Raw genomic sequence first — 24783 nt, forward strand, 5'->3', positions numbered from 1 at the left:
GTTAAATAACCCACCCCGCCCAGAAAATCCGTTATCCCCAAAGATTCCTTGAAATCGGCAAATTGATAGAGATAAAAGCGCGCGGATACCTTCATCAAGAGGCCGAATATATGGCGGCAATCTCGATCTCTGTTGGAAACATCATTTTTGAACAATCTTGGCTTGCAATTGGGGAGGAGTCCAAATATGGAAATTGCTGTTATCGAGCTGAAAATTCTTGCCGTTTAAATACGAATTAATGTGCTAATCGCTGGCTATTAACGTCAATTTATGTAATATTTCACAGATTTTTTCAGTAAGAAACACTTACCACATTCAGGAATAGTTTAATGAGCAAGTCCATTGTCCTTACCGGCATTACCACCACAGGAACCCCCCATTTAGGCAACTACGCGGGCGCTATCCGACCGGCTATCGCCGCCAGTAAAAATGATGATGTCAGGCCTTTCTACTTTCTTGCCGATTATCACGCCCTGATCAAATGCAACGAACCGGAGCGGGTTAAGCAGTCCAGTCGTGAAATCGCCGCCACTTGGCTGGCGTTAGGGCTGGATACCTCCAATGCGGTCTTCTATCGTCAATCCGATGTGCCGGAGATCATGGAGCTGACCTGGATGCTGACCTGCGTTACTGCGAAAGGCCTGATGAACCGAGCTCACGCCTACAAGGCGGCGGTCGCGGAAAATGAAGAGGCCGGCGGCAACGACCCGGATAAAGGCATCAATATGGGGCTGTTCAGTTACCCGATCCTGATGGCGGCCGATATTCTGATGTTCAATGCCGATAAGGTCCCGGTCGGCAAGGATCAGATTCAGCATATCGAAATGGCGAGGGACATTGCCAGTCGCTTCAATCATCTTTATGGCGAGCATTTTACCCTGCCGGAAGCGGTGGTCGATGACAACGCCGCAACCCTGTTGGGCCTCGATGGCCGTAAAATGAGTAAGAGTTACAACAATACGATTCCGTTGTTTGAAAAGGAAAAGAAATTCAGAAAATTGATCAATAAGATCAAAACCAACTCGCTGGAGCCTGGCGAGCCGAAAGATCCGGAAGGCTGCACCTTGTTCGGCATCTACCAGGCCTTCGCTACACCGGCTGAAGTGGAGGCGGTTCGTCAGCAATATGCCGAAGGCATCGCTTGGGGAGAAATGAAAAAAATATTATTTGAAAAAATCAACGACGAAATCACCCCGGCTCGCGAACGTTACGAGGCCCTGTTGGAGGCGCCCGAACATATCGAAGAGCAATTGCAGGAAGGGGCGAAAAAAGCCCGCGAAATCAGCAAGCCCTTCATTCAGGAATTGCGTGAAGCAGTCGGTATTTCCAAAATTTCTCTTTGAACCACATGACTTTTGGCGCTTGCTTGGTTCAGGCATTCGAATTGGCCAATAAGAGACCGGCGCTGTGGTTGGGCTGTGTGTTGCTGATGGCTTTACTGCTGGGGTTGGAGCGTATTTCGTTGATGCTGGGTATCCTGACTTCCGTTTCCTGTCTCTTCGTCGGTGTCGGCATCGTCGCGGCGATCGACCGGGATGAACCGCTGAATTTGGCCGCTGTCATCAGCCGTCATATCGGACCGGCGTTGTTGTGGGCGGCCGTCATCATGCTGTGTTGGTTCGTGTTCAGGGTCGTCGCTAATCTCAATGCCGGCGAAAGCGAAAAAATCGTCCGCTTCTTCTTCGCCTGGGAATTGACGCCGGAGAATCTGGCCGGCAAGACCTTGCGTCAGTTAATACTATGGCTTTATTCGTCGGCCATCGTTGCGTTGATCTTCGTGTTGTTGATGATAAACAGCTTTGCCAGCTGGTTCAGTTATCCGTTGATGATGTTTCGGCGCTGCGGATGGAGCGAAGCTAGAGAGCTCGGACGACGAGCCTTTAATGAGAACGCCGGGGCGATGTATAAGCTGAACGCTTTCTTGTTGCTGTGCGCTCTTATCGGCATGGGTTTGGTTCCGCTGCTGACACCGCTGTTTTACATGCTGGTTTCGACGCTGATGTATGTGTCCTATCGTCAAGTTTTCGCGCCTCGCTAGTTATGGATGGAGGATGGGCTGACGGTAAGAAAGTCGGTCAAACCGCGCTCTGCAGCCCTTTAATACAATCGTAATGTTAAATATCTATGAATGACTTTATCCCCGGGCAACGGTGGATCAGTAATACCGAATCGGAACTGGGCTTGGGCCTGATTCTGGATGCCGACTATAACCGCGTCACCGTTTTGTTTCTGGCGACCGGAGACCGCCGCGTTTACGCCAGGGATAATGCGCCGCTGACCCGGGTCAGATTTGCCGTCGGCGACGTGATCGAGTCGGCCGATCATATCAGTATGACTGTGCAAGATCTGCTGGAACAGGACGGCATGATCACCTATCTGGGCGCCGACGAAAATGGCAAGCCGGTGCGCATCGATGAGATGGAGCTGAATCATCATATTCAATTCAATAAGCCGCAGGACCGCTTGTTTACAGGCCAGTTCGACCCGACCGGTTGGTTTCTGCTGCGCTACGAGACCTGGCGTCGTCAGCGGCAGTTTCAGCAATCGGAAGTGAAAGGGCTGCGGGGCGCGCGCATCGCACTGATAGCGCATCAGCTCTACATTGCCCATGAGGTCGCTAAACGCAGCGCTCCCCGCGTCATGCTGGCCGATGAAGTTGGACTGGGCAAAACCATCGAAGCCGGATTGATTCTGCATCACCGCTTACTGAACGGCCTTAGCCAGCGGGTACTGATTATCGTACCGGACAGCTTGATGCATCAGTGGCTGGTGGAAATGCTCCGGCGTTTCAATTTACGCTTCAGTCTTTTCGATGAGGAGCGTTGCGTCGAAACTCATGAAGACAATCCGTTTTTAAGCGAACAATGGGTGTTGTGCGGTCAGAATTTTTTTGCCGCCTATCCGCAGCGCCAGCAGCAGGCTCTGGAAGCCGGTTGGGATATCGTCGTGGTCGATGAAGCGCATCACTTGGAATGGAACGAGCAGTCGCCGAGTGCTGAATATCTGTTCGTCGAAGGCTTGGCTGAAGAAACGCCCGGCTTGATTTTATTGACCGCGACGCCGGAACAACTGGGCCAGGAAAGCCACTTCGCCCGTTTGCGTCTGCTCGATCCCGACCGCTTTTACTCGTTCGATAGATTCATGGAAGAGGAAAAAACGTTTGCGCCGGTCGCGGAAATTGCCAACTTATTGATCGCCGGTGAAGTCTTAGGTGTAGACGACCGGCGTAAGCTGAACGGCCTGCTGCAGCAGGACCATGTCGAAAAATTGCTGGACAAGGTCAACGATCTTCAGCAGGCGACACCGGTACGCGAGGAACTGATCAAACTGTTGCTGGATCACCATGGCACCAGCCGGATTCTGTTCAGAAATTCGCGTCACACGGTCAAGGGGTTTCCCGAACGTCAGTGCCATGCCTATCCTTTGCAGGGCGATGCGCGCCCGGATGATCTGCAACAGGATCCTTATTTCAATTGGCTGGTCGGCCAATTACAGGCGCTGGGCGATGATAAGACTTTGTTGATCTGTCAGCAGGCGGAGACCGTTATCCAGCTGGAGCAATTGTTGAAAAATCGTCATGGCATTGCAGCGGCGGTCTTTCATGAAGGCATGAGCATCGTCGAACGGGACCGGGCAGCCGCCTATTTCGCCGACGAGGAAAGCCACGCGCGCTTGTTGATTTGTTCGGAAATCGGCAGCGAAGGCCGTAACTTCCAGTTTCTGCATCATCTGATTTTGTTCGATTTGCCCGACAATCCGGATTTACTGCAACAGCGTATCGGCCGACTGGACCGAATCGGACAGCAACATGTCATCCAGATTCATATACCTTATCTGGAAAATAGCCGTCAGCAGGTTTTGTTTCGCTGGTATGACGAAGGATTGAATGCGTTCAGGCATAACTGCGCCGGCGCCTCACAAGTCTTGCAGCTGCTGGGTGATCAATTTAGCCAAGCGCTGCACAGTCAGGATCCGCACATTATCGACGCGTTTATCGATAAAACCCGAGAGCTCAATGCCCGCATCGAACAGGAATTGCAGCAAGGTCGTGATCAGTTGTTGGAGCTAAATTCCTGTCGCCCGGAAGCAGCGGCGCAATTGATCGGACAGTTGGAAAGCCGGGAACAGGACGACAGTCTATGGGATTATATGGAAGCTATGTTCGATTGTTATGGCGTCGATGTGGAGTTTCATTCTCAGAATTGTCACATACTCTGGCCCAGCGAAAGCTTGCGCATCGATCATTTCCCGATGTTGCAGGATGACGGTCTGACCGTCACGACGAGTCGCGAGGTCGCGCTGGCGCGCGAAGATATGCAATTTTTGACCGCCGAACATCCGCTGGTGACGGCGGCGATGGATTTGGTATTATCCAGCGAAACCGGCAACGCCGCGGTCAGCGTGATCCAGCATCCGCGGCTGAAGGCCGCCCAGTTTCTATTGGAAATGCTGTTTGTCGTCGAGTGCAGTGCGCCCTCCGAGTTGCAGATCGGCCGTTTTTTACCGCCTACGCCGATTAGAGTGTTGATCGACCAGAATAAAAAAGATCTGACCGAGCTGATCAGTCATCAGAGCATGATCGAAACCGGAGAAAAATTCGATAAGGCGCAGATCGTCGGTTTCCTGAATCATCAACGCCAACTTGTGCTCGATATGATCAAGGTGGCCGAGCAGGATGCCCGCCTGCAAATGCAGAACCTGGTCGCCAACGCAGGGCAGGAAATGCTCGCGGCGTTGACCGGGGAAATCAAACGGCTGGTCAGGCTGAAAAAGGTCAATCCGGGCATCAGGGAACAGGAAATCGAGCAGTTGAAGGAAAAGCTGCTGCTGTCCCATGAAAATATTCAGGCGGCACAGCTGAAGCTGGATGCGGTCCGTTTTGTCATTACCAATTAGACTGCCGCGGAATTGCTATGGCGCAGTGGTGCGGCGGTAAATTACTCTGTGACTTTGCGCCTTAGCGCTTCATATAACAATCTCTGATAAAAAACTACGCTGAGGTCTTACTCGGCGCAACCTAATTCCCATATGTCATTCGATCAATTAGACTTATCCCCAGCACTGTTGCAGGCCATCGCCGAGCAGGGCTATCAGCAGCCGACGCCGGTGCAGGAACAGGCCATTCCGGTGATATTGCAAGGGCGCGATATCTTGGCCGGCGCACAAACCGGCACCGGCAAGACCGCCGGTTTCACCCTACCTTTATTGCAACGATTGCTGAATCAGCCGCAACCGCGCAAACCGCGGTCGCCGCGCGCCCTGATACTGGCGCCCACTCGCGAATTGGCGATGCAGGTCTATCAAAGCGTCAGAACTTATGGCAAGCATGCCCCGTTATTTGCCGAAGTAGTGTTCGGCGGCGTCAACATCAACACCCAGATTAAGCGTCTGCAGCGCGGCGCCGATATTTTGGTCGCCACCCCCGGACGCTTGCTGGATTTGCTTTATCAGAAAAAGGTCGACTTAGCACAGATACAGTTGCTGGTGCTGGATGAAGCCGACCGCATGTTGGATATGGGCTTTATCAAAGATATCCGCAAAATTATCGATGGCTTGCCGGCGCGTAGGCAGAATCTGTTGTTTTCGGCGACCTATTCAAAAGAAATCAAAGTCTTGGCCGAACAAATTCTACATGATCCGGTCGAAGTGGCTGTCGCCCGGGAAAATGTGGCCGCCGATACTGTTTCGCAACGCATATACGCGATTAAGAAAGAATATAAACGCGAATTGCTTTCCTGGCTGATTGGCCATGGTAATTGGCAACAGGTTTTGGTGTTCGTCAGAACCAAGCATGGCGCCGACCGCTTGTGTCGGCAATTGATCAAGGATGGCATCCGCTGTCGGGCCTTGCATGGCGATAAAAGCCAGGCGGCCAGGAATCGTGCGCTGGAAGATTTCAAAAGCAATAAGATTACCGCATTAGTGGCGACCGATATCGCTGCCCGCGGTCTAGATATCGATCAATTGCCTCATGTCATCAATTTCGACCTGCCAACGGTGGCCGAGGACTATGTGCACAGGGTCGGCCGCACCGGTCGCGCGGGAGCCGAAGGCGAGGCGATCTCATTGGTTGCGCAGGAGGAGGCGCATTTACTGTACGCGATCGAGAAGCTGTTGGATAAAAAGATTCCTAGGGTCGCCGATACCGGTTATGAGCCGGTTTCATTGCAAGTCGAGAAGAAGGCGGCACAGGGACCCGGAAAAAGAAAACCCAAGCAGGGCAATGCCGTGAAAAAACGAACCGGACAGGGCAGAGACGGCCAAAAACGCAGTTTTAAGCGGCGACGACGAAAGCCGAAAGGTGAGAGCTGACGTTTTGTCTATCCGGCCCGGTGAGGGTGGGCAAATATCATTTAATTGAGCGCAATGATGGTTTTTAACCGTTCCGCTTTAGGCTGCGAGAAATAACGTGTTTAAGTTTCTACCCGGAATCCTGCTGATACAATTGGTCACCAGCGTTATGGTGGTGACCGCCATCAACTGGTCGGAAGATGTTCAGCTCACGGCCGTTATTGTGTTGTTTTGCCTGATCACCGGGCTATTGGCGGCGTTCTGGTTCGCCTATATTGCCCGCGATCTCTATAAAAACGATCTGCAAAAGATGCAGGAGCAGTACGCCCGGGAACGAGAAAAACTATTGCTCAACGCGGAACGGGAAAAGGCCGATATCGTTGCGGAAAGATCGAAATTACAGGAGCGGCACGCCCGGGAGCGGGAAAGAATATTGCTGGACGCCGAACGGGAAAAAGCCGGCATCGCATTGGAAAGTTATCGGAATCTGGAAAAAGAGATCAGAAAGGCGCATGGCAAAGCCAACTTGAAGGTCGGCGCCGCATTTGCCGTGGCGGCTGCGGCCGGCGGCGTGATGATATTCAGCCAATTGATCACCGTCGGCATGATGGTGTTGATCGCCTCGGGAAGCGGTTTGGCAGGTTATTTGGCCCGCGCCAGACATGAGCGCTTGTCGCGCAATAAACGCTTGTCCGCCGATGAAGTAAGATTATTGGAAAGCCAGTCCGTGATCTCGTCTCAGAGAGAACGCAAACGTTGATTAATGGCTGTTATCCCGTGACATTAATTCTCTGAGCATTTGTTTCTCTTCGTCGGTCAGTATATTGTGGTCTTTGAACGGTTGCGAGGGGGCTAATCTTCTGCGGCTTTTGAGACTGCGATTATTTGCTCTGCGGTCTTGCTGGCGTCTGTCATGTTGACGTCTGTCGTTGCAACGACGATCGTATTTCGGCCACAACAGGTTTTCCTGTTGAATTCTTCTGATCCATTCGGCGCTGCCGAATGGATATTCTACCGCTCGCCTTTCTTTAATGCGTCGTTCATGCTGGCGTCTGCTGGAATGTTGTCTGGAATCATCTGAGCTCATGACGTTAACAGGCCAAACAAAGAGGAAATGGTTAACAGTGTAGTCGATTTCTGTCAAGGTGTAATGTATTAGTAGGCTGTCGTCTCAGGAAGTTCCTAATGAACTTATAAAAATCTCAGTTCGGGGTAAAAGAATCGTATATTGCAAAGGGGTAAGACAGTATCAGGTCACTCTGGAAGAAGTGTGCGCCCAGCACCTAAATTCCATAGGCTAATGGCTGCGATAAATCATCTTCGTTTATTTAGTGCTGGGTGAGCGGCGTCTTCTGGAAGAGCTGCCTGATACAGGCTGGTTGCTTAACTCGAACTCAGGTTATAAAAGTTGACGGGATAATAAGGCGACATTTCCGCCTATGGCGGTGCTATTGACGGTGAGGGTTTGTTCCACTGAAAAGCGCTGTAAATAGGAGGGGCCTCCCGCTTTAGGACCGGTGCCGGACAGCCCCATGCCGCCGAACGGTTGGACGCCGACCACGGCGCCAATCATGTTGCGATTGACATAGACATTGCCGACTTTGACCTGTCGGTGTATGCGGTCGATGGTTTGTTGAATACGGCTTTGTATGCCTAAGGTCAGGCCGTAACCGCAGCGGTTAACACCCTCGATGACTTGTTGCAATTCCCCTTCACGGTAACGAATGACATGCAGTATCGGACCGAAAATTTCTTCTTCTAGCTGATTCAGTGATGTCAATTCGATCAGCGTCGGCGGGAAAAAGCTGCCTGCTGCACAGCAGGCAGGCAGATTTATTTGATAGAGCACTTCAGCATCTTCTCGTCGAGCTCGGACATGTTTTTCGAGGCGGTCGACCGCCTGTTGATCGATGACCGGGCCGATGTCGACTGCATAATCATTCGGGTCGCCGATCACCAGCTGTTTCATCGCGCCGGTCAACATCGCGATGACCTTATCGGCGATATCCTGTTGCAAATAGAGCACTCTTAAAGCGGAGCAGCGTTGACCGGCGCTGTTGAATGCCGAGACGATGGCGTCCTGAACAAGCTGTTCGCAGTGTGCGGAGCTGTCGGCAATCATGACATTCTGGCCGCCGGTTTCGGCGATCAGCGCTACGATGGCGGGAAGGGAGGACAATTGCCGGTTGATTAAGTTAGCGGTGGCGGTGGAACCGGTGAAAGCGACTCCGGCAATACGTGGATCGCTTAACAGGATTTTGCCGATCGTTGCGCCTTCGCCAGGCAGGAATTGCAAAACCTGGGTAGGGATGCCGGCTTGATGCAGCAATTGGATGCAAAACATCGCCGTCAATGATGTTTGCTGGGCGGGCTTGGCGATCACGGTATTGCCGGCCGCCAACGCGGCGCTGATTTGACCGACGAAGATGGCGATCGGGAAATTCCAGGGGCTGATGCAGGCAAACACGCCGCGGCCGTAATGCAGTAATCGATTCTGTTCACCGGCAGGACCGGGCAAGAGGATTGGTTGGCCGAAGGTATCCTCTGCGATGGCGGCATAATAGCGACAAAAATCGACCGCTTCACGCACTTCGTTGAGTGCATCTTTAACACTTCGGCCGCCTTCGCGTATGCATAGCGAGGCCAGTTCCATATGGTGATTTTCCAGCAGTTCGGCGGCTTGTTGCAGATAGAGTGCGCGCTTCTTCACCGGGCAAAGTCGCCATTCGCCGTAGGCGGCGGCCGCCGAATCGAGAGCCGCCTGTATCGCGGAATGATCCGCCATGGTCACTTCTCCCAGTCTGGTTTTCCGGTTCGCCGGGCTATAACTGACATATTTGACGCCGGATTGCGCTTGGCCGTTGATCAGTGGCGCGGCCTGCCAGCGGTGCTGGGCCAGCATCTCCAGTTCCTGTTGTAGGGATTGCAATTGCAATGGATCGGCTAGGTTCAGGCCGGCCGAATTCTGGCGTTGTTTGCCGAACAGGTCGCGGGGTAAAACGACAGCCGGCTTTTTCGCCGCTTGTGACCGATAAACCGTTACCGGGTCTTGGATCAACGTTTTGATTGCTGTGTTCGGATTTTCAAGCTGATTGATAAACGAGGTATTGGCGCCGTTTTCCAGCAGTCTTCTGACCAGATAAGGCAAGAGATCCCGATAGTCGCCGACCGGTGCATAGACGCGACAGTAAGGCGGCTGCCCTTTGCTGTCGAATAACTGTTGATACAAACGCTGCCCCATGCCCTGCAGGCGTTGGAATTCGAATTCGGTATTGCCTGCCAGTTGACTAATGGCGTAAACCGTGTGGGCGTTATGGGTGGCGAACTGGGAGTAAAATGCATGAGGGTTGGCCAGCATCAGTTCTGCGCAAGCCAGGTAAGAAATGTCGGTAGCCGATTTATGAGTAAAAACGGGGTAATCGCTCAAGCCGTTTTCCTGGGCGCGTTTGATCTCGCTGTCCCAATAGGCGCCTTTAACCAGTCTTAGCGGGATGCGTCTTTGTTTCGATTCGGCCAGCGCCGCCAGCCAGCATATCAGGGCATAGGCTCTTTTTTGATAAGCCTGAACCGCCAGGCCTAAACCCTGCCAGCCTTGCAGCTCGTCATGGCCGAACAGCGCCTGAAAAATCGTCAGCGACATATCCAGTCGTTCCGATTCTTCCGCATCGATCGTGATGCTAATATTCGCATCACGGGCTAGCCGGGCCAGTTCGAACAGTTTGTCGATCAGCTGTCGTTCCGCTTTTCGGTGCTGCAAAGGCTCGTAGCGCGGATAAAGCGCCGATAATTTAATCGATATGCCTGGATTACCGATGATGTCGTCGTGTTCGGACTGGCTCGCTAATGCGCTGATGGCCTTCAGATAAGCCTGAAAATAACGTTCCGCATCGGTTTCGGTCAAGGCCGCTTCGCCAAGCATATCGAACGAATAGCGATAATGATCGTCGGTCTGCTGTAAGGCGGTTTCGATATCTTCGGCGATGACAAACTGATGGGCCATCAGTTGCATGGCATGTTTGAGCGCCGAGCGGATCAGCGGCGCCCCCAGGCGAGACAGCATTCGTTCATAGACTTTGCCGGGGTTGCGCAAATGTTGTTCGAGGGCGCCGGCCAGTTGCAAGGCATGGTTGGAAAGGCTGATGAGCAAAGAGTGATCGCCTTGATTCCGCCACAAATGGGAGCTTAATTTATCCTGTAATAACAAGTCCTGGGTTTTGCGGTCGGGTATGCGTAATAGCGCCTCGGCAATACTCATCAGCACGAGGCCTTCGGCCGAATCGAGACGGTATTCGTGTAAAAAGGCTGCAATCAGCGATTGGTCTTCTTTGTTGCCGCGAATGGCTGCAATCAGTTTACCGGCGGCGCTTTCGACTTCGTGGGGACGGTAACGTGAAAGCCTGGCGCATAAACGAGCGACAGCAGCCTCTTCATCGTCGAGATAATGCTGATGGATGGCTAGGCGCAATGCCGAGAGTTCGTCGTTTGGCATGATTTCCCTCCTTATCGATAGGACCGGGAAAACGCTGAAAGTTTCGAACTGCCATCAATGCGGCGTCAAGTGAGGCTATTTCCAGAATAAGGCAGGCATCCGGCACCGGCACACAAACAAATCGCTTTGTAGGCTTGCAAAATATAGGCGCCGGGCGCATCATCGAAATCAGTCTTTATCCAAAAAAGCAGGAGGTTTCGTCATGACTGGTCCAGCCTCGCCGGCGGTTAATGCATGCCGGCATGCCGCGCAATACTTCATCACGATGTTGATGATACTGGTGTTAGGTAAACTGATTACCTGGGTGCCGGTTATGCAGCGCTTGCAAGTCCTCGATACCTTCACTGCCGCCGACGTTGTTTGGTTTGTCGCCAAGGCCGCCGCGTTGTTGGTATTTTATTTGTTTGCCCGCTATTCGATTAAGGCCGTCCCAAACAGTGGCGGGATGCTGTCTTTTGTCAAAGGCATTGCCGAACCGTTGACGGTCTTGGTGATCGTGATCATCGGACAGGCATTGCTCTGGCAATTGCTGGGCCCATTTGTCGATGCCGACGGCAGGACGTTTTACTACAGCGCCGCCATCGTTTTGATCTTGGCAATCAGTGTCTGGCTGATATTAAGCGCTTATCGCGATGCACTGTATTTAGTCGATTCGACAAAGAAAGTGAGCGGCTTTTTGTCGCGCTTTGTCCCGAATCAACGTGTCATCTGCAATCAATGCGATGCGGAGATTGACGCCAATGCCAATTATTGTAGTCAATGCGGTCATAAAATAGCGGAATCGTCCCATTGTTCCGAATGTGGCGGCGTTTTGACGGCGACGCAGCCATTCTGTCCGCATTGCGGCGCCGAGGTTAATTGGGATGAAAAATAAGTGATTCTCGGTCGGCATGTTTGCAATGCCGACCGAGACAGGCATGATGCTCGCTCGGGAGTTTGTGGGGTGTAAGGCTTAGGCGTAGAAGTTTCTGACAAACGATCTGATAAACAAGTTTGCCGGTTGCGATTGTTGTTCACTAAAGCGGTCGAACAAATCCACTCCTTCAAAAGTGGAGAGAAACGCATAGGCCCCATAGCCGGTCACGGATAAAAACTCCTCATTGAGCATGTCGATAAAATTCATCCGTTCGATAGCTAGTTTATTCATGACTAAATCCTCCTTATTGATTGCTGATGAATAAAAGAATAATGATTTTGCGCAAGCATACTGCGAACTAATCGTGAAAACGTCATTAATGGCTCTGTTTAACCGGGTAAATAAGTTGATTTGTGATCCATTCGGCTTTTATAAAGCATTAATATGTCAGTGGTATGACAACGGCTAAAAAAACAATTGAATCCAAACACCATCATAAGCGGGCAGCAATTCCCACTTTGGCGTTCAAAAAGGGCATGGGGGTGAACGGCGCTCCTCGACAGACACACCCCATGCCCTAAACCCCGCAAAAATACTCAAACTGGGAATTGCTGATAAGCGGGGGTTAAGGCCGGCTTATGACGGTTTATCGATAACCTGGTTAATCAGCCCGCTGCTAAACCGGCAATGTTATAGCCGCAATCGACATAGGTGATTTCGCCGGTCACGCCCGAGGCTAAGTCGGAACATAGGAAGGCGGCGACATTGCCGACTTCCTCGATCGTGACATTACGTTTTAACGGCGAGGTGTCGGAGGCTTTGCTCAGCATCGATTTAAAATTGTTAATGCCGGAAGCCGCCAGCGTTCTGATCGGTCCGGCCGAGACCGCATTGACACGCGTGCCTTCCGTTCCCAGCGCTGCGGCCATGTAGCGGACATTGGCTTCCAGGCTGGCTTTGGCGACGCCCATGACATTGTAGTTGGGGATCGCCCTTTCCGCGCCCAGATAGCTGAGCGTCAACAATGAGCCGTTGCGGCCTTTCATCATTTCGCGGCCGGCCTTGGCCAGCGCGGTGAAACTGTAAGAGCTGATGTCGTGGGCAGTGGCGAAATTTTCCCGCGTCGTGGCGTCAACGTAATCGCCTTCCAGCGCATCACGCGGCGCGAAAGCTACGGAATGAACGATGCAGTCCAGGCCGTCCCAGTGTTTGCCCAATTCGGTGAAGACATTGGCAATTTGCTCATCACTGCTGACGTCCAATTCGACGGTGATATTGGAGCCGCATTCCGCGGCCATGCTTTCGACCCGGCTTTGCAGCTTGTCATTTTGGAAGGTAAAGGCCAGTTCAGCGCCTTCACGATGCATGGCCTGAGCAATCCCCCAAGCGATGGAACGGTTGCTGGCCAGGCCAACAATCAAGACACGTTTGCCCTGCATAAAACCCATTAGTATCTCCAATTGTATTTGTTGTTAGAATAGGCGCCAGTATCTATGACCCTAATAATGATGTCCAGTATTTTGTCAGCAAAAATCAGTCGATGCCTTGTTTTCAGCGTGTTCGCCGCGTTGCTTGTAAGTTGCAATGTTTCGCAGTTGAACAATCCCTATCAGGAAAGCGAAGACGGGCGGAACATCCTTTATTCGTCTTTTTCCGAGAGGCCGAAGCATCTCGATCCGGCCAAGGCCTACAGCGCCAATGAATACGCGTTTATCGCCCAGATTTACGAGCCGCCTTATCAATATCATTATCTGAAAAGGCCTTATCAGTTGGTGCCGTTGACGGCAGCGGACATGCCGCAAATCCGCTATTACGACCAGGGCGGCAAACAGCTGAAAGGTCGATTCGCCGATGACGATGTGGCCTACAGCGATTACCTGATTGAAATCAAACCCGGCATACGTTTTCAACCACATCCGCTGTTTAGCCGCGATGAAGGCGGTCGTTTTCTATATCATCATTTGAATGAACAGCAATTGTCCGGCATCGACGATTTGAGCGATTTTGAGATTCGCCAAAGCCGGGAGTTGACGGCGGAAGATTATGTTTATCAGATCAAACGCTTGGCGCATCCTAAGGTGCAGTCGCCGATTGCCGAAATCATGAAACACTATATCGTAGGCTTCGACGAATTTTCCCGCCAAGTCGCCGAGGTCCCCAAGACCGAGTTGAAAAACTATGCGATCAGCGGTGTTCAAGCCGTTGGCCGTTATCAATATCGGGTCAGGATCAAAGGCAAATATCCTCAGTTTCGCTTCTGGCTGGCCATGCCTTTTTTTGCGCCGATGCCCTGGGAGGCAGACGCCTTTTACCAACAAGCCGGCTTGCAAGAAAAAAATATCACGCTGGATTGGTATCCGGTCGGCACCGGGCCTTATTTTTTGGAAGAGAATAATCCTAACCGGCGCATGGTATTGGCGAAAAATCCGTTGTTTCATGACGAGTTTTATCCCCATGAAGGAGAAGAAGGGGACAAGGAAAATGAGCTGTTAGTCGACGCCGGAAAAAAACTGCCGTTCATCGAGCGCGTGGTTTATATGCTGGAAAAGGAAACGATTCCCTATTGGAATAAGTTTCTGCAAGGCTATTACGACGCCTCGGGTATCGCGTCGGACAGTTTCGATCAGGCCGTGCAATTCACCGGTGAAGGCGATGCGCAATTGACGCCGATGATGGAAGAAAAAGGCATACAATTGCAAACCTCGGTCACCACCTCGATTTATTATTTGGGCTTCAATATGCTCGATACGGTGATCGGCGGCGAATCGGAACGGGCGCGCAAGCTGCGACGAGCTATTTCGATCGCGATCGATTATGAAGAATACATCGCTATTTTCATGAATGGTCGTGGCGTCGCCGCTCAGGGTCTGCTGCCACCGGGAATTTATGGTTTTGAGGAAGGGAAGGCCGGCATGAACCCCTATGTTTACGACTGGGCAGGTGGCCAGGTGCAGCGCAAGAGCATTGAAGAAGCGCGGAAGCTGATGACGGAGGCCGGCTATCCGCAGGGGATCGATCCGAAATCCGGTGAGGCCTTGACGTTGTATTTCGATATCACCTCGGTCAGCGTAGACGATCGACCGCGGATGAATTGGTTCAGGAAGCAGCTGGAGAAACTCGGCATCAAACTGATCATCCGGGCGACCGATTACAACCGTTTTCAACAAAAAATGCGTAGCGGCAGCGGCCAGCTTTTTTTGTGGGGGTGGAATGCCGATTATCCCGATCCGGAAAACTTCTTCTTTCTGCTGTATGGCCCGAACGGCAAGGTCAAGCATGGCGGGGAGAACGCGGCCAATTACCATAATCGAAAATTCGACAGTTTGTTCGAAAAAATGCGCAACATGGATGATGGCCCGGTACGCTATCGGATTATTCAGCAGATGCAGGCTATTCTGCGCCGTGACGCCCCCTGGGTTTTCGGCTTGCATCCGAAGGATTTCAGCCTCTATCACAGCTGGTATAAAAACATTAAACCTAATTTGATGGCCAATAATAGTCTGAAATACACCCGCATAGACGCCAGCGAAAGACTGAAAAAACGCCGGCAATGGAATCGAGCGCAATTTTGGCCATTGATCGTATTGGCTGCGCTGCTTTTAGTATTGGTCGTACCGGCGGTCCGAGCTTACCGCCGTCGCTTAAGGGAGAGTCTGCAATGATTCAATACATCATCCGTCGTAGTCTTTATGCATTGCCGCTACTGTTAGGGGTCAATATCCTGACCTTCGTATTGTTCTTTGTCGTCAACAGTCCCGACGATATGGCGCGCATGCAGTTGGGGCAGAAACACGTGACCGAACAGGCGATAGTCAACTGGAAGCGTCAGCATGGCTACGATAAACCGTTGTTATGGAATGCCGAGCAGAGCGGCGTCAAAAAGATCAGCGAAACCATTTTTTATCGCAAATCGATCGGTTTGTTTTTGTTCGATTTCGGTACTTCCGACAGCGGTAGAAATATCGGCGCCGACATTAAACAGCGAATGTGGCCTAGCCTTGCCCTGGCATTGCCATCGCTGCTGGTGGGACTTTTGGTCAATATCACGGTGGCCTTGATGATGGTGCTGTTCCGCAATACGTATCTGGAATTCGGCAGCATCGTGTTATGCGTGATCCTGATGTCCATTTCCTCGTTGTTTTATATTATCGGCGGCCAGTTTCTGATCGGCAAACTGCTGAAGTTGGTGCCGATTTCCGGTTACGACACAGGCTTAGAGGCGATCAAGTTTCTGGTGCTGCCGGTATTGATCAGCGTGGTCGCCGGCGTCGGCTCCGGCGCGCGTTGGTATCGTACGCTGTTTCTGGAGGAAGTGGAGAAGGATTATGTGCGTACGGCACGGGCTAAGGGCTTGAGCGAACCCCAGGTGCTGTTTAAGCATGTGTTGAAAAACGCGATGATTCCGATCCTGACCGGCGTGGTCGTCATCTTGCCGTTGTTGTTCATGGGCAGCTTGATCATGGAATCGTTTTTCAGCATTCCTGGGCTGGGCAGCTACACGATCGATGCGATCAACCGACAGGATTTCGCCATCGTCCGTTCGATGGTGTTTCTCGGTTCCGCCCTTTATATATTCGGTTTGTTGTTGACCGATATCTCTTATACCCTTGTCGACCCGAGAGTCAGGTTGTCGTGATGATAGTATTATGGACCGATGCATTGTTGTTCATCTTGGTGCTGATGTTGCTAATTTTGGGTGTCTATATGAGCCGCAAGGCTCATATGCGCAGGCCGCTGCGGAAAATAGGCCGCAGTAAAACCGGCATGGCTGCGCTGGTAGTGCTGCTGTTTTTTCTGCTGATCGGGCTGCTCGACTCGCTGCATTTTAAGGATAACGGCGAAGTCATCAGTGTGCTCGATTACCTGGCCAGGCCGTTGCAAGAAAACAGCGAGAAGACCTATTCGGCGCCTTTTGCGGCTTATTTGTACAGCAAGGAAACGATCACTCAGGCCGATGGATCGACGCGATGGGGCTATCCGCGTTTGCGTTATGGCGGCGCCCACCTGCAGGACCCTGAACGAGAGAAAAGCGGCGATATCGCGGCGAAAGGCTTGGTCGGTTTCGCTAAAGGCGCAGGTCTGATGTTGTTGTTTATGCTGTTGTTGTGGAGCTTTTTTAAAGACCGGCACCGGCATCTGTTGGCCCATGGTTCTACCCGCGCCGTGTTGACGACTTTGTTCCTCTTGGTCAGCGGTTTTTATACGCTGGTTTATTTATCGTCCTATTATCATGTGTTAGGCACCGACAAGGTCGGTGAAGATGTGTTTTATCAGGCCATTAAAAGCGTACGCACCGGCTTGGTGATAGGCTCGCTGACGACGATGATCATGTTGCCGTTGGCGATTTTGTTCGGCATCATGGCGGGGTTTTTTCGCGGTTGGGTCGATGATGTCATTCAATATGTCTATACGACGCTGAACTCGATTCCCAGCGTGCTGTTGATCGCCGCGTCGATACTGATGGTGCAGGTCTACATGGCGAACCATCCGGAGGAATTCAACAGTTTGCTGGTCAGGGCCGATATGCGGTTGCTGTTTCTATGTCTGATCCTAGGCGTCACCAGTTGGACCGGCCTGTGCCGCATGTTGAGGGCGGAAACTCTGAAATTGCGTGAGATGGAATATGTTCTGGCCGCGCAGGCCTTGGGCGTGACTCGATCGATGATTTTATTCCGTCATATCCTGCCCAATGTCATGCATATCGTGTTGATTTCGGTGGTGCTGGATTTCAGCTCGTTGGTGCTGGCGGAGGCGGTGTTGTCCTATATCAATATCGGCGTCGATCCGACGACCTATAGCTGGGGCAACATGATTAACGGCGCCCGGCTGGAAATGGCGCGCGATCCGATCGTCTGGTGGTCGCTGGCGGCGTCGTTCGTGTTCATGTTCTCGCTGGTGTTGGCCGCCAACTTGTTCGCCGATTCCGTCAGAAACGCCTTTGATCCCAGGAGGGCCGAACATGGCTGAGTCGTTATTAAGCGTTAACGGCCTGAGCGTTTCGTTCAAAGACGAGACCGTCGTCGATAATATCAGCTTCACGATCAATCGCGGTGAAACCTTCGCGTTGGTCGGCGAATCTGGCTCCGGCAAATCGATTACCGCCTTGTCGGTGCTGAGACTGCTGCCGAGCGGCGCACGCTTGCAGGCTTCTTCGATCCTGCTGCAGGACGAGAATCTGCTGCGCATTCCGGAAATCGATTTCTGCCAGGTGCGCGGCAAACGCATCGGCCTGATTTTTCAAGACCCGATGTCGTCGCTGAATCCGGTGATGACGATAGGCGAACAGGTCGCCGAAGTGATGCGGATACATTTTGATGACAACAACAAAGGCATCCGCGGCAAGGTCCTGAAATTGCTGAAGCAGGTCGAAATTCCCGAACCGCAACGACGCATCGATGAATATCCGCATCAGTTGTCGGGCGGCCAGCGACAGCGGGTGATGATCGCGATCGCCTTGGCCGGTCAGCCGGATTTGTTGATTGCCGACGAGCCGACCACGGCGCTGGACGTGACGATACAGGCGCAGATCCTGGAGCTGCTGAAGAACATACAGCGCCAGACCGGCATGGCGCTGTGGTTGATTAGTCATGATTTGGCATTGGTGTCGAATATGGCCGACCGCATTGCGGTGATGCAGCAGGGACGTATCGTCGAAACGGCGGCGACGTCGGTGTTTTTTAAACAAGCCCGCCATCCTTATAGCCTGAAGCTGTTGGCGGCCTTGCCGTCGATGGACAGTTGCCTGAATAAAGCTCAGCGCGAACAGCCGGTTTTGCTGGAAGTCTCCGACTTTAAGGTTTATTATCCGATAAAAAAGGGTATCTTCAAACGAGTGGTCGACCATGTCAAGGCGGTGGACGGCGTCGACTTTCGATTGCAACAGGGGAAAACGCTGGCGCTGGTGGGGGAATCGGGCTGCGGTAAGACCACATTGGGCAAGGCGCTGTTGAATCTGACCGCATCCAGCGCGGGACGAGTGATTTTTAACGGTGTCGATATCAGCGCCTTACAGGGCGAGGCGTTGCGCCGTCATCGAGCCGCGATGCAGATCATTTTTCAAGATCCCTTCGCGGCGATGAATCCGCGCATGCTGGTCGGCGATATTGTCGCCGAAGGCCTCAAGGCGCTGCACCTGAATGTCCGTTCAGCGGATAGACAGGAAAGAGTCGCTAAGCTGCTGGAACAGGTCGGTTTGCCGGAGTCTTCGGCATTGCGCTATCCGCATGAATTTTCCGGCGGCCAGCGGCAACGCATTTGTATCGCTAGGGCGTTGGCGGTCGAACCGCAATTGATTATCTGCGATGAACCGACCAGCGCCTTGGATGTTTCGGTGCAGGCTCAGATCATCGAACTGCTGAAACAACTGCAACGGGAACAGGGCTTGAGTTATCTGTTCATTACCCATGATCTGGCGGTGGTCGCCGAATTAGCCGATGAAGTCGCGGTGATGTATCAAGGCAAGATAGTCGAGCAGGGGGAGGTAGAGCAGGTGCTGACTCGCCCGGCCCATGTTTACACGCAACAATTATTGAGCGCGATTCCGCGCCTAATCAGGAGTGAATCATGAAAATCAAGCAGTCGTTATTATTTTGTTCTTCTTTGACTCTCGCCTTGGCGATGGTTACACCGGTTCAGGCCGGTTGGTTGGATTTTTTAACCGGCAGCAGCGAAGAAGCGGCGGAAAAGGTTCAGCAAGGCGCGGAAACGGTTAACAAAGTCAATCAGGCGGTGCAAACCGGCGCGGAGACGGCGCAATCCTTGCCGACAGCTCAACAAGGATTGACCGGCGTCCTGATGCAGCAGTTGGGCGTCAGCGAAACTCAGGCCACAGGCGGGGCGGGAGCCTTGTTTCAGGTCGCCAAACAACGCATGACCGAGAACGCCTTCAATCAGCTGAGCCAAGCGGTGCCAGGCATGGATGGGTTGTTGGCGGCGGCGCCGAAACAATCCGGTACGGTCGGCGGTTTGGCCGAAGGTTTATTGGGAAAAGACAGCGCGGTCAGTCAAACCGCTTCGCTGATTTCGGCTTTTCAGCAATTGGATATGTCGCAAGGCATGGTCAGCCAGTTCACGCCTATCGTCGTCGATTACGTCAAGCAACAAGGCGGTCCGCAATTGGCAAATCTGTTGCAGCTGGCCTTAACTGGCTCTTGAGCAGGGAATGTAAGGTCGGATGTAACTATTCAGTATAAAAATGCTTTTTCTATTCGTTACTTGCTTCAAAAGACGCCGTTCACCTAGCACTAAATTATCCTGGAATGTACAATGTAGCCCAAAAGCCAGCAATTCCCATGTCATCAGTTTGAGTATTTTTGCGGTGTTTAGGGCATGGGGTGTGTCTGTCGAGGAGCGCCGTAAACCCATCCCTGGGGGCTTGACGGCAGCATCCTTGCTGCCGACATCCTCGCCAAACACACCCCATGCCCTTTTTGAACGCCAAAGTGGGAATTGCTGCCCAAAAGCCATGGGGTTTAGGTGCAGGGTCAGGGCTCCCTCATTAAAAAATACTTGAACAAACACATTGGTTAATATCGCGTCATCCCTCTGGTCGGGGCGGGTTATTTAACCCGCCCCAAACGTTTAGCTTACTCTAGCCACGGTTGAATCGTTCATGACCTCGTTGACCTGCATTTCGCATAGCGACATGCGGACTACTTGTGCCGCGGATCCACCAAAGTCTGCCCGTAGGAGGCCCGCCCTCGGGCCGAATGGCTCTTTTCGCGCCGAGGGCGGCGCTCCTACGCAAAGCACCGTCTTGCCTTCGGATGTTGAACAGCGTGAAGCGCATCAAAAACCGGTGCGCTTCCTATCGTCAGCACACCCTACCGCATCGTAGGGTGGCTTCGCGAAGCAAGCCACCAAAACCTGCACCGGGGGCGAAATTAGCCGTTGTGCGTATCCAGGCGGATTGCCTGTCGGCGAATCCACCCTACGGTGTGAGGCGTAGGCTTGACGGCGGCATCGTCCCTGACGGTCTACCTCACCGGTTCCCGACCGGTGTGGCATTCCCACCCTCCCTGGAGGTCTACCTCACCGGTTCCCGACCGGTGTGGCATTCCCACCCTCCCTGGAGGTCTACCTCACCGGTTTCGGACTGGTGTGGCACTCCCACCCTCCCTGGCGGTCAGGCGTTGCAGTCAGCCCGAAAAATCAATGACCTGCTACCTAAATCTTGCAAGACACTGACTGAATAGTTAAACAAATCCTTCGCTCTATTTTTAAAAGATTATGTCGGCTGATTTTGCCAACCTCAATAAAGAAGTGACAGCCGCGCTCCTCCGGCAACTGGGACGAGTCCGTCAGACACTCGATGCGGAAGCCTGGCAAATTCGCGATCCAAAATTATTATCGGATTTGATTCATGGCTTTATCGAGTTTATTGCGCCACTGGGTGATGCTTCGTTATTCAAGCAGGCCTGCAAGCTGCAACAACTGTTGCTGGTCGTATCGGAAAACGCCCTTCCTGTCGACCAGACTATCGCCCGGCGGATCGAGCAACAGTTGGGTCAACTCGAGACCCTGGTAAGCCAAGCTATTCCGCTCTCTTTACCCACTGCATCGACCGCTGATGATGCATCGTCGACGGAACAGCCGCTGCGTATTTTTCTGTTGGATCAACATCCATTGGCGGCTTCCAGGCACGCGCTTGTTTTTCAGGCGGCTGGCTTTAGCATAGCACTGGTCGACAAGGCGGATCGCTTGTTGGCGGAAATGGCTAAGACCGAATCCGAACTGTTGTTTATGCAATGTTGTTCGATGCCCGTCGAGAACTGTCGGCAACTGATCGATCGTCTCAGGGAGCGCGCCAAATATTATCAACTTCCGCTATTGCTGTTGACTTACCCCGAACAGCAGCCTTTACAGCAGGCCTTGGCCGGCCTTGACAATGTCACCGTTGTGCAGGCCCCATTGTCTGCCGATCAACTCGTAGAGATCGGCGCCCGGCTGATTCGGCAATCACGGCTTAAAAAAAAGCAGATCCAATCTTTGCAACGCTTCAATTATGAGCATGAGCGCGAACAACAAGCGATCGATAGTCATGCCATCGTCAGCATTACCAACGCTCAAGGCGATATCATCCATGTCAACGACAAGTTTTGCCGCATCAGCGGTTATAGCTGCGAGCAATTAATCGGCAATAATCATCGCCTACTGAAGTCCGGCCAGCATCCACCAGCCTTCTACCAGCAGATGTGGCATACGATCTTGGCAGGGAAAATATGGCAGGGGGAGATCTGCAACAGGCGAAAAGACGGTGTTTTTTATTGGGTCAAGGCCAGTATTATTCCTTTTCTCGATGAATGCGGCAAACCCTACAAGTATATTTCCTACCGGACCGATATTTCCCATATCAAACGAGCCGAGGAAAAGACACGACTGCTGTTGGAGTCGTTAGGCGAGGGCGTTTTCGGGGTCGATCTCCACTTGGACTGCACCTTCATCAATTCCGCCGCGGCCGACATGCTGGGCTGCCGAAAAGATACTGTTCTGGGGCAGGCTATACAATCCTTTTTTAGTTTGTCTGAGAGCGATCAACAGGATTGTGAGTTGGTGGAAAACCCGATAGCGCAGACAGTTGCGGACGGTAAAACCCGACGTCAAGAGCGCTTGTTTCGCCGCAACGACGGAAGCTCGTTTCCGGTTGATTTGACGGTGACGCCGAAAATGTACCATGGGCATTGCGAAGGCGCGCAGGTGGTCTTTCGAGATATCAGCGTACGCAAACAAATGGAGCGAGCATTATCCGGCAGTGAAGAACGCTTTCGTCGCGCCCAAAATTACGCCAATATCGGTACTTGGGAATGGAATATCGAAACCGATGATTTGTACTGGTCCGAACGCATTGCGCCTTTATTCGGTTATCCCGAGCATGAACTCGAAACTTGTTATGAGAATTTTATCAAGGCCGTTCATCCTGATGACCGGGAGCCGTTGGAACGGGCCATAGGGCATTGCTTCGAAAACAACGCGCCTTATTTTATCGAACACCGTGTGGTTTGGCCGGACGGCCAAATTCGCTGGGTTTCGGAACATGGCGACGTCGTCCGTGATGCGGCGGGGAAGCCGATCAAAATGTTGGGGGTCATTCAGGATATTAATGCCCGCAAACTGACCGAACAACAACTGAAGGAAAGCGAGGAGCGTCTCAGTGTCGCGATCGAAGGCGCCGGCGACGGCATCTGGGACTGGAATATGCGGACCAATCAAATGGAATTTTCCACGTTATACGCGCAAATGCTGGGTTATCAGCAATCGGAATTGAAGCCGCGCGCCGACACCTGGATCAACACTATCTATCCGGGCGATCGCGACCGGGTCAATCGAACCCTGTTGGATTATTTGAATGGCAAGATTCCGAAGTTCGAAATCGAGATGCGTCAGCGCTGCAAAGATCATAGTTGGAAATGGATGCTATGTCGTGGCAAGGTAGTCAGTCGTGGCCGTAACAATAAACCGGTTCGGATGACGGCGATACAAACCGATATTAGCCAACGGAAAAAACTGGAAGAAAAGCTGTTGTTATTTAGCCATATCTTCGAAGTTTCCGAGCAATTCATCGGCATTGCCGATCATCAAGGCTTTCTAACTTATGTTAATCCGGCCTTATGCAAGCGGGTAGGCTATCGTTCGAGCGACATCGTCGGTCGTCATTTTCGTTGTCTGTTGCCTAAGCACAGACGGGACCAGGATGCGAAAAACATCATGGTCTCGATGGAAACGAATAAATCCTGGACCGGTGAGCTGCCCATCTTGTGCAGAAACGGCAGTCAATTCATTTCTTCCAGCAATATCGGCTCAATCACCGATCAGCAGGGCAACATAAAAAGCATTTTCAATATATTTAGTGATTTTGGCGATGAGTTGAAACGCCGTAGTGAGCTGGCGAGAGCCAAGGATGCAGCCGAGCAGGCCAATCAGGCAAAATCGGAATTTTTATCGCGTATGAGTCATGAATTGCGCACGCCGTTGAATGCGATCTTGGGATTTGCGCAGATTCTGCAGTTCGATGACGATATGAGCATGGAGCAACAGGAAAGTCTGCATGAGATTATCAAGGCTGGCGACCACCTGTTGCAATTGATCAACGAGATCTTGGACTTAGCCAAGATCGAAGCCGGCCATATCGATCTTTCGTTGGAAGCGGTGGCGCTGCATTCGGCGGTGCAGGAAAGCGTCAGTTTGATTGAGCCTTTGGCGTCAGCCCGTTCAATCAGCATCGCTAACGCCATTGATGCCGCGATCAACGTTAAAGCGGACGCGGTCCGGCTCAAGCAGGTCTTGCTCAACTTGCTTTCCAACGCGGTCAAATATAACCGTCCAAACGGCTGGATAAGGATCGATAGTCAAACGCTTGCTAATGGCTATTTGCGCATCATGGTCTGTGACAACGGGATTGGCGTTTCGGAGCAGCGACGGGAAGAGCTATTTCAACCTTTCAACCGTCTCGATGCCGAGGAAAGTGGCATCGAAGGAACGGGGATAGGCCTGCCGATCACCAAGCGCCTGATCGAACTGATGGGAGGGAAAATTGGGGTTGACAGTAAGCCTGGAGAGGGCTCGGTCTTCTGGGTCGAAATGCCTGTTGCAAGTGCGCAAAAGCCTGCAAGCGGTTTTAACAAACGGATAACAGGCGGGAACGCCGATGCGTCGGTCAATGTCGTGCAGCAGGTATTATGTATTGACGATAATCCGGTCAATATTAAGTTGATGAGACAAATACTGGGGGGGCGCGATAATTTGAAGATTCTAATCGCTCATACGCCTAAGCTTGGCATCGAGCTCGCCTTAGCCCATCGCCCCGATTTGATTCTGCTGGATATCCATATGCCCGGCATGAATGGCTATGAGGTGCTGAAAATCTTACAATCTGACCCGGCGATAAAAAATACACCGGTGGTCGCGGTGACGGCCAATGCGATGAAAAAAGAGATCGAACAAGCGATAGCGGCCGGTTTTACCGCTTATGTCAGCAAGCCGATTCAAATTCAGGCGTTTTTGGGAACTATAGACAAATTGCTCAATAACGATTGATTGGGGATAGGCGCTGTGAAATATCCGGGTTTAGCGCAGCCCCATTCGACTTGCATTCGGCAGAATTTCCGATAAATAAAGTAAGATAATCGCTTTTATTCGGTGTCGATTGTTG

General features: G+C 52.2%; 16 protein-coding genes. 12 read left to right on the top strand and 4 right to left on the bottom strand.

The genetic code is table 11. The annotated features are described in order from the left end of the window. The first annotated feature begins 329 nt into the window (after nucleotides 1-329). The 5 genes from Q9L42_RS07950 to Q9L42_RS07970 all read left to right on the top strand — a co-directional run bounded on the left by Q9L42_RS07950 (nucleotide 330) and on the right by Q9L42_RS07970 (nucleotide 7051). Nucleotides 330-1343 carry a tryptophan--tRNA ligase gene (locus tag Q9L42_RS07950; protein ID WP_349432563.1) on the top strand — a complete coding sequence of 338 codons (1014 nt, stop codon included), beginning with the start codon at nucleotides 330-332 and terminating at the stop codon, nucleotides 1341-1343. A gap of 5 nt (nucleotides 1344-1348) precedes the next feature. Beyond that, nucleotides 1349-2038, top strand: a complete 690-nt coding sequence (locus Q9L42_RS07955) for a hypothetical protein (RefSeq protein WP_305908978.1) — start codon at nucleotides 1349-1351, stop codon at nucleotides 2036-2038. An 86-nt stretch (nucleotides 2039-2124) separates the two neighbouring features. Beyond that, nucleotides 2125-4896: an RNA polymerase-associated protein RapA gene (gene rapA, locus Q9L42_RS07960; protein ID WP_305908977.1), complete on the top strand. Its 2772-nt coding sequence runs from the start codon at nucleotides 2125-2127 to the stop codon at nucleotides 4894-4896. 132 nt (nucleotides 4897-5028) lie between these two features. Further along, entirely contained in the window at nucleotides 5029-6312 is a 1284-nt protein-coding gene (locus Q9L42_RS07965; protein WP_305908976.1) for a DEAD/DEAH box helicase, read from the top strand. Between the two features lie 97 nt (nucleotides 6313-6409). Further along, nucleotides 6410-7051: a hypothetical protein gene (locus Q9L42_RS07970; protein ID WP_305908975.1), complete on the top strand. Its 642-nt coding sequence runs from the start codon at nucleotides 6410-6412 to the stop codon at nucleotides 7049-7051. Here the strand turns inward: Q9L42_RS07970 and Q9L42_RS07975 are convergent, their stop codons facing one another. Continuing rightward, nucleotides 7052-7378, bottom strand: a complete 327-nt coding sequence (locus tag Q9L42_RS07975; protein ID WP_305908974.1) for a hypothetical protein — start codon at nucleotides 7376-7378, stop codon at nucleotides 7052-7054. Between the two features lie 312 nt (nucleotides 7379-7690). Beyond that, the gene (putA, locus tag Q9L42_RS07980) at nucleotides 7691-10780 is read right to left on the bottom strand and encodes a bifunctional proline dehydrogenase/L-glutamate gamma-semialdehyde dehydrogenase PutA (protein ID WP_305908973.1); all 3090 of its coding nucleotides are present in this window, start codon (nucleotides 10778-10780) and stop codon (nucleotides 7691-7693) included. 202 nt (nucleotides 10781-10982) lie between these two features. Here putA and Q9L42_RS07985 point away from each other — a divergent pair, with 202 nt between their 5' ends. Beyond that, nucleotides 10983-11654 (top strand): zinc ribbon domain-containing protein, encoded by a 672-nt coding sequence (locus Q9L42_RS07985; protein ID WP_305908972.1) that lies wholly within the window; start codon nucleotides 10983-10985, stop codon nucleotides 11652-11654. A gap of 78 nt (nucleotides 11655-11732) precedes the next feature. Here Q9L42_RS07985 and Q9L42_RS07990 read toward each other — a convergent pair whose 3' ends face one another. Both Q9L42_RS07990 and Q9L42_RS07995 read right to left on the bottom strand, forming a co-directional pair. Next, nucleotides 11733-11927: a hypothetical protein gene (locus Q9L42_RS07990; protein WP_305908971.1), complete on the bottom strand. Its 195-nt coding sequence runs from the start codon at nucleotides 11925-11927 to the stop codon at nucleotides 11733-11735. 374 nt (nucleotides 11928-12301) lie between these two features. Next, entirely contained in the window at nucleotides 12302-13084 is a 783-nt protein-coding gene (locus tag Q9L42_RS07995; protein WP_305908970.1) for an enoyl-ACP reductase FabI, read from the bottom strand. A gap of 60 nt (nucleotides 13085-13144) precedes the next feature. Between Q9L42_RS07995 and Q9L42_RS08000 the strand changes: the two genes are divergently transcribed. The 6 genes from Q9L42_RS08000 (at nucleotide 13145) to Q9L42_RS08025 (ending at nucleotide 24668) form a co-directional block, all read left to right on the top strand. Then, nucleotides 13145-15298: an ABC transporter substrate-binding protein gene (locus Q9L42_RS08000; RefSeq protein WP_349432568.1), complete on the top strand. Its 2154-nt coding sequence runs from the start codon at nucleotides 13145-13147 to the stop codon at nucleotides 15296-15298. After that, a complete protein-coding gene (locus Q9L42_RS08005) occupies nucleotides 15295-16272 on the top strand; it encodes an ABC transporter permease (RefSeq protein ID WP_305908969.1) in 978 nt (325 codons plus the stop codon). Before Q9L42_RS08000 ends, Q9L42_RS08005 begins: the two co-directional genes overlap by 4 nt. Next, a complete protein-coding gene (locus Q9L42_RS08010; RefSeq protein ID WP_305908968.1) occupies nucleotides 16272-17603 on the top strand; it encodes an ABC transporter permease in 1332 nt (443 codons plus the stop codon). Before Q9L42_RS08005 ends, Q9L42_RS08010 begins: the two co-directional genes overlap by 1 nt. Continuing rightward, a complete protein-coding gene (locus Q9L42_RS08015) occupies nucleotides 17596-19203 on the top strand; it encodes an ABC transporter ATP-binding protein (RefSeq protein ID WP_349432571.1) in 1608 nt (535 codons plus the stop codon). The genes Q9L42_RS08010 and Q9L42_RS08015 overlap by 8 nt, the downstream gene beginning before the upstream one ends. Then, nucleotides 19200-19790, top strand: a complete 591-nt coding sequence (locus Q9L42_RS08020; protein WP_305908967.1) for a DUF2780 domain-containing protein — start codon at nucleotides 19200-19202, stop codon at nucleotides 19788-19790. Before Q9L42_RS08015 ends, Q9L42_RS08020 begins: the two co-directional genes overlap by 4 nt. A 1074-nt stretch (nucleotides 19791-20864) precedes the next feature. After that, on the top strand, nucleotides 20865-24668 hold the full coding sequence (locus Q9L42_RS08025) for a PAS domain S-box protein (RefSeq protein ID WP_349432573.1): 3804 nt from the start codon (nucleotides 20865-20867) through the stop codon (nucleotides 24666-24668). Nucleotides 24669-24783 lie beyond the last annotated feature (115 nt).

The sequence above is a fragment of the Methylomarinum sp. Ch1-1 genome (assembly GCF_030717995.2).
Taxonomy (GTDB): Bacteria; Pseudomonadota; Gammaproteobacteria; order Methylococcales; family Methylomonadaceae; genus Methylomarinum; species Methylomarinum roseum.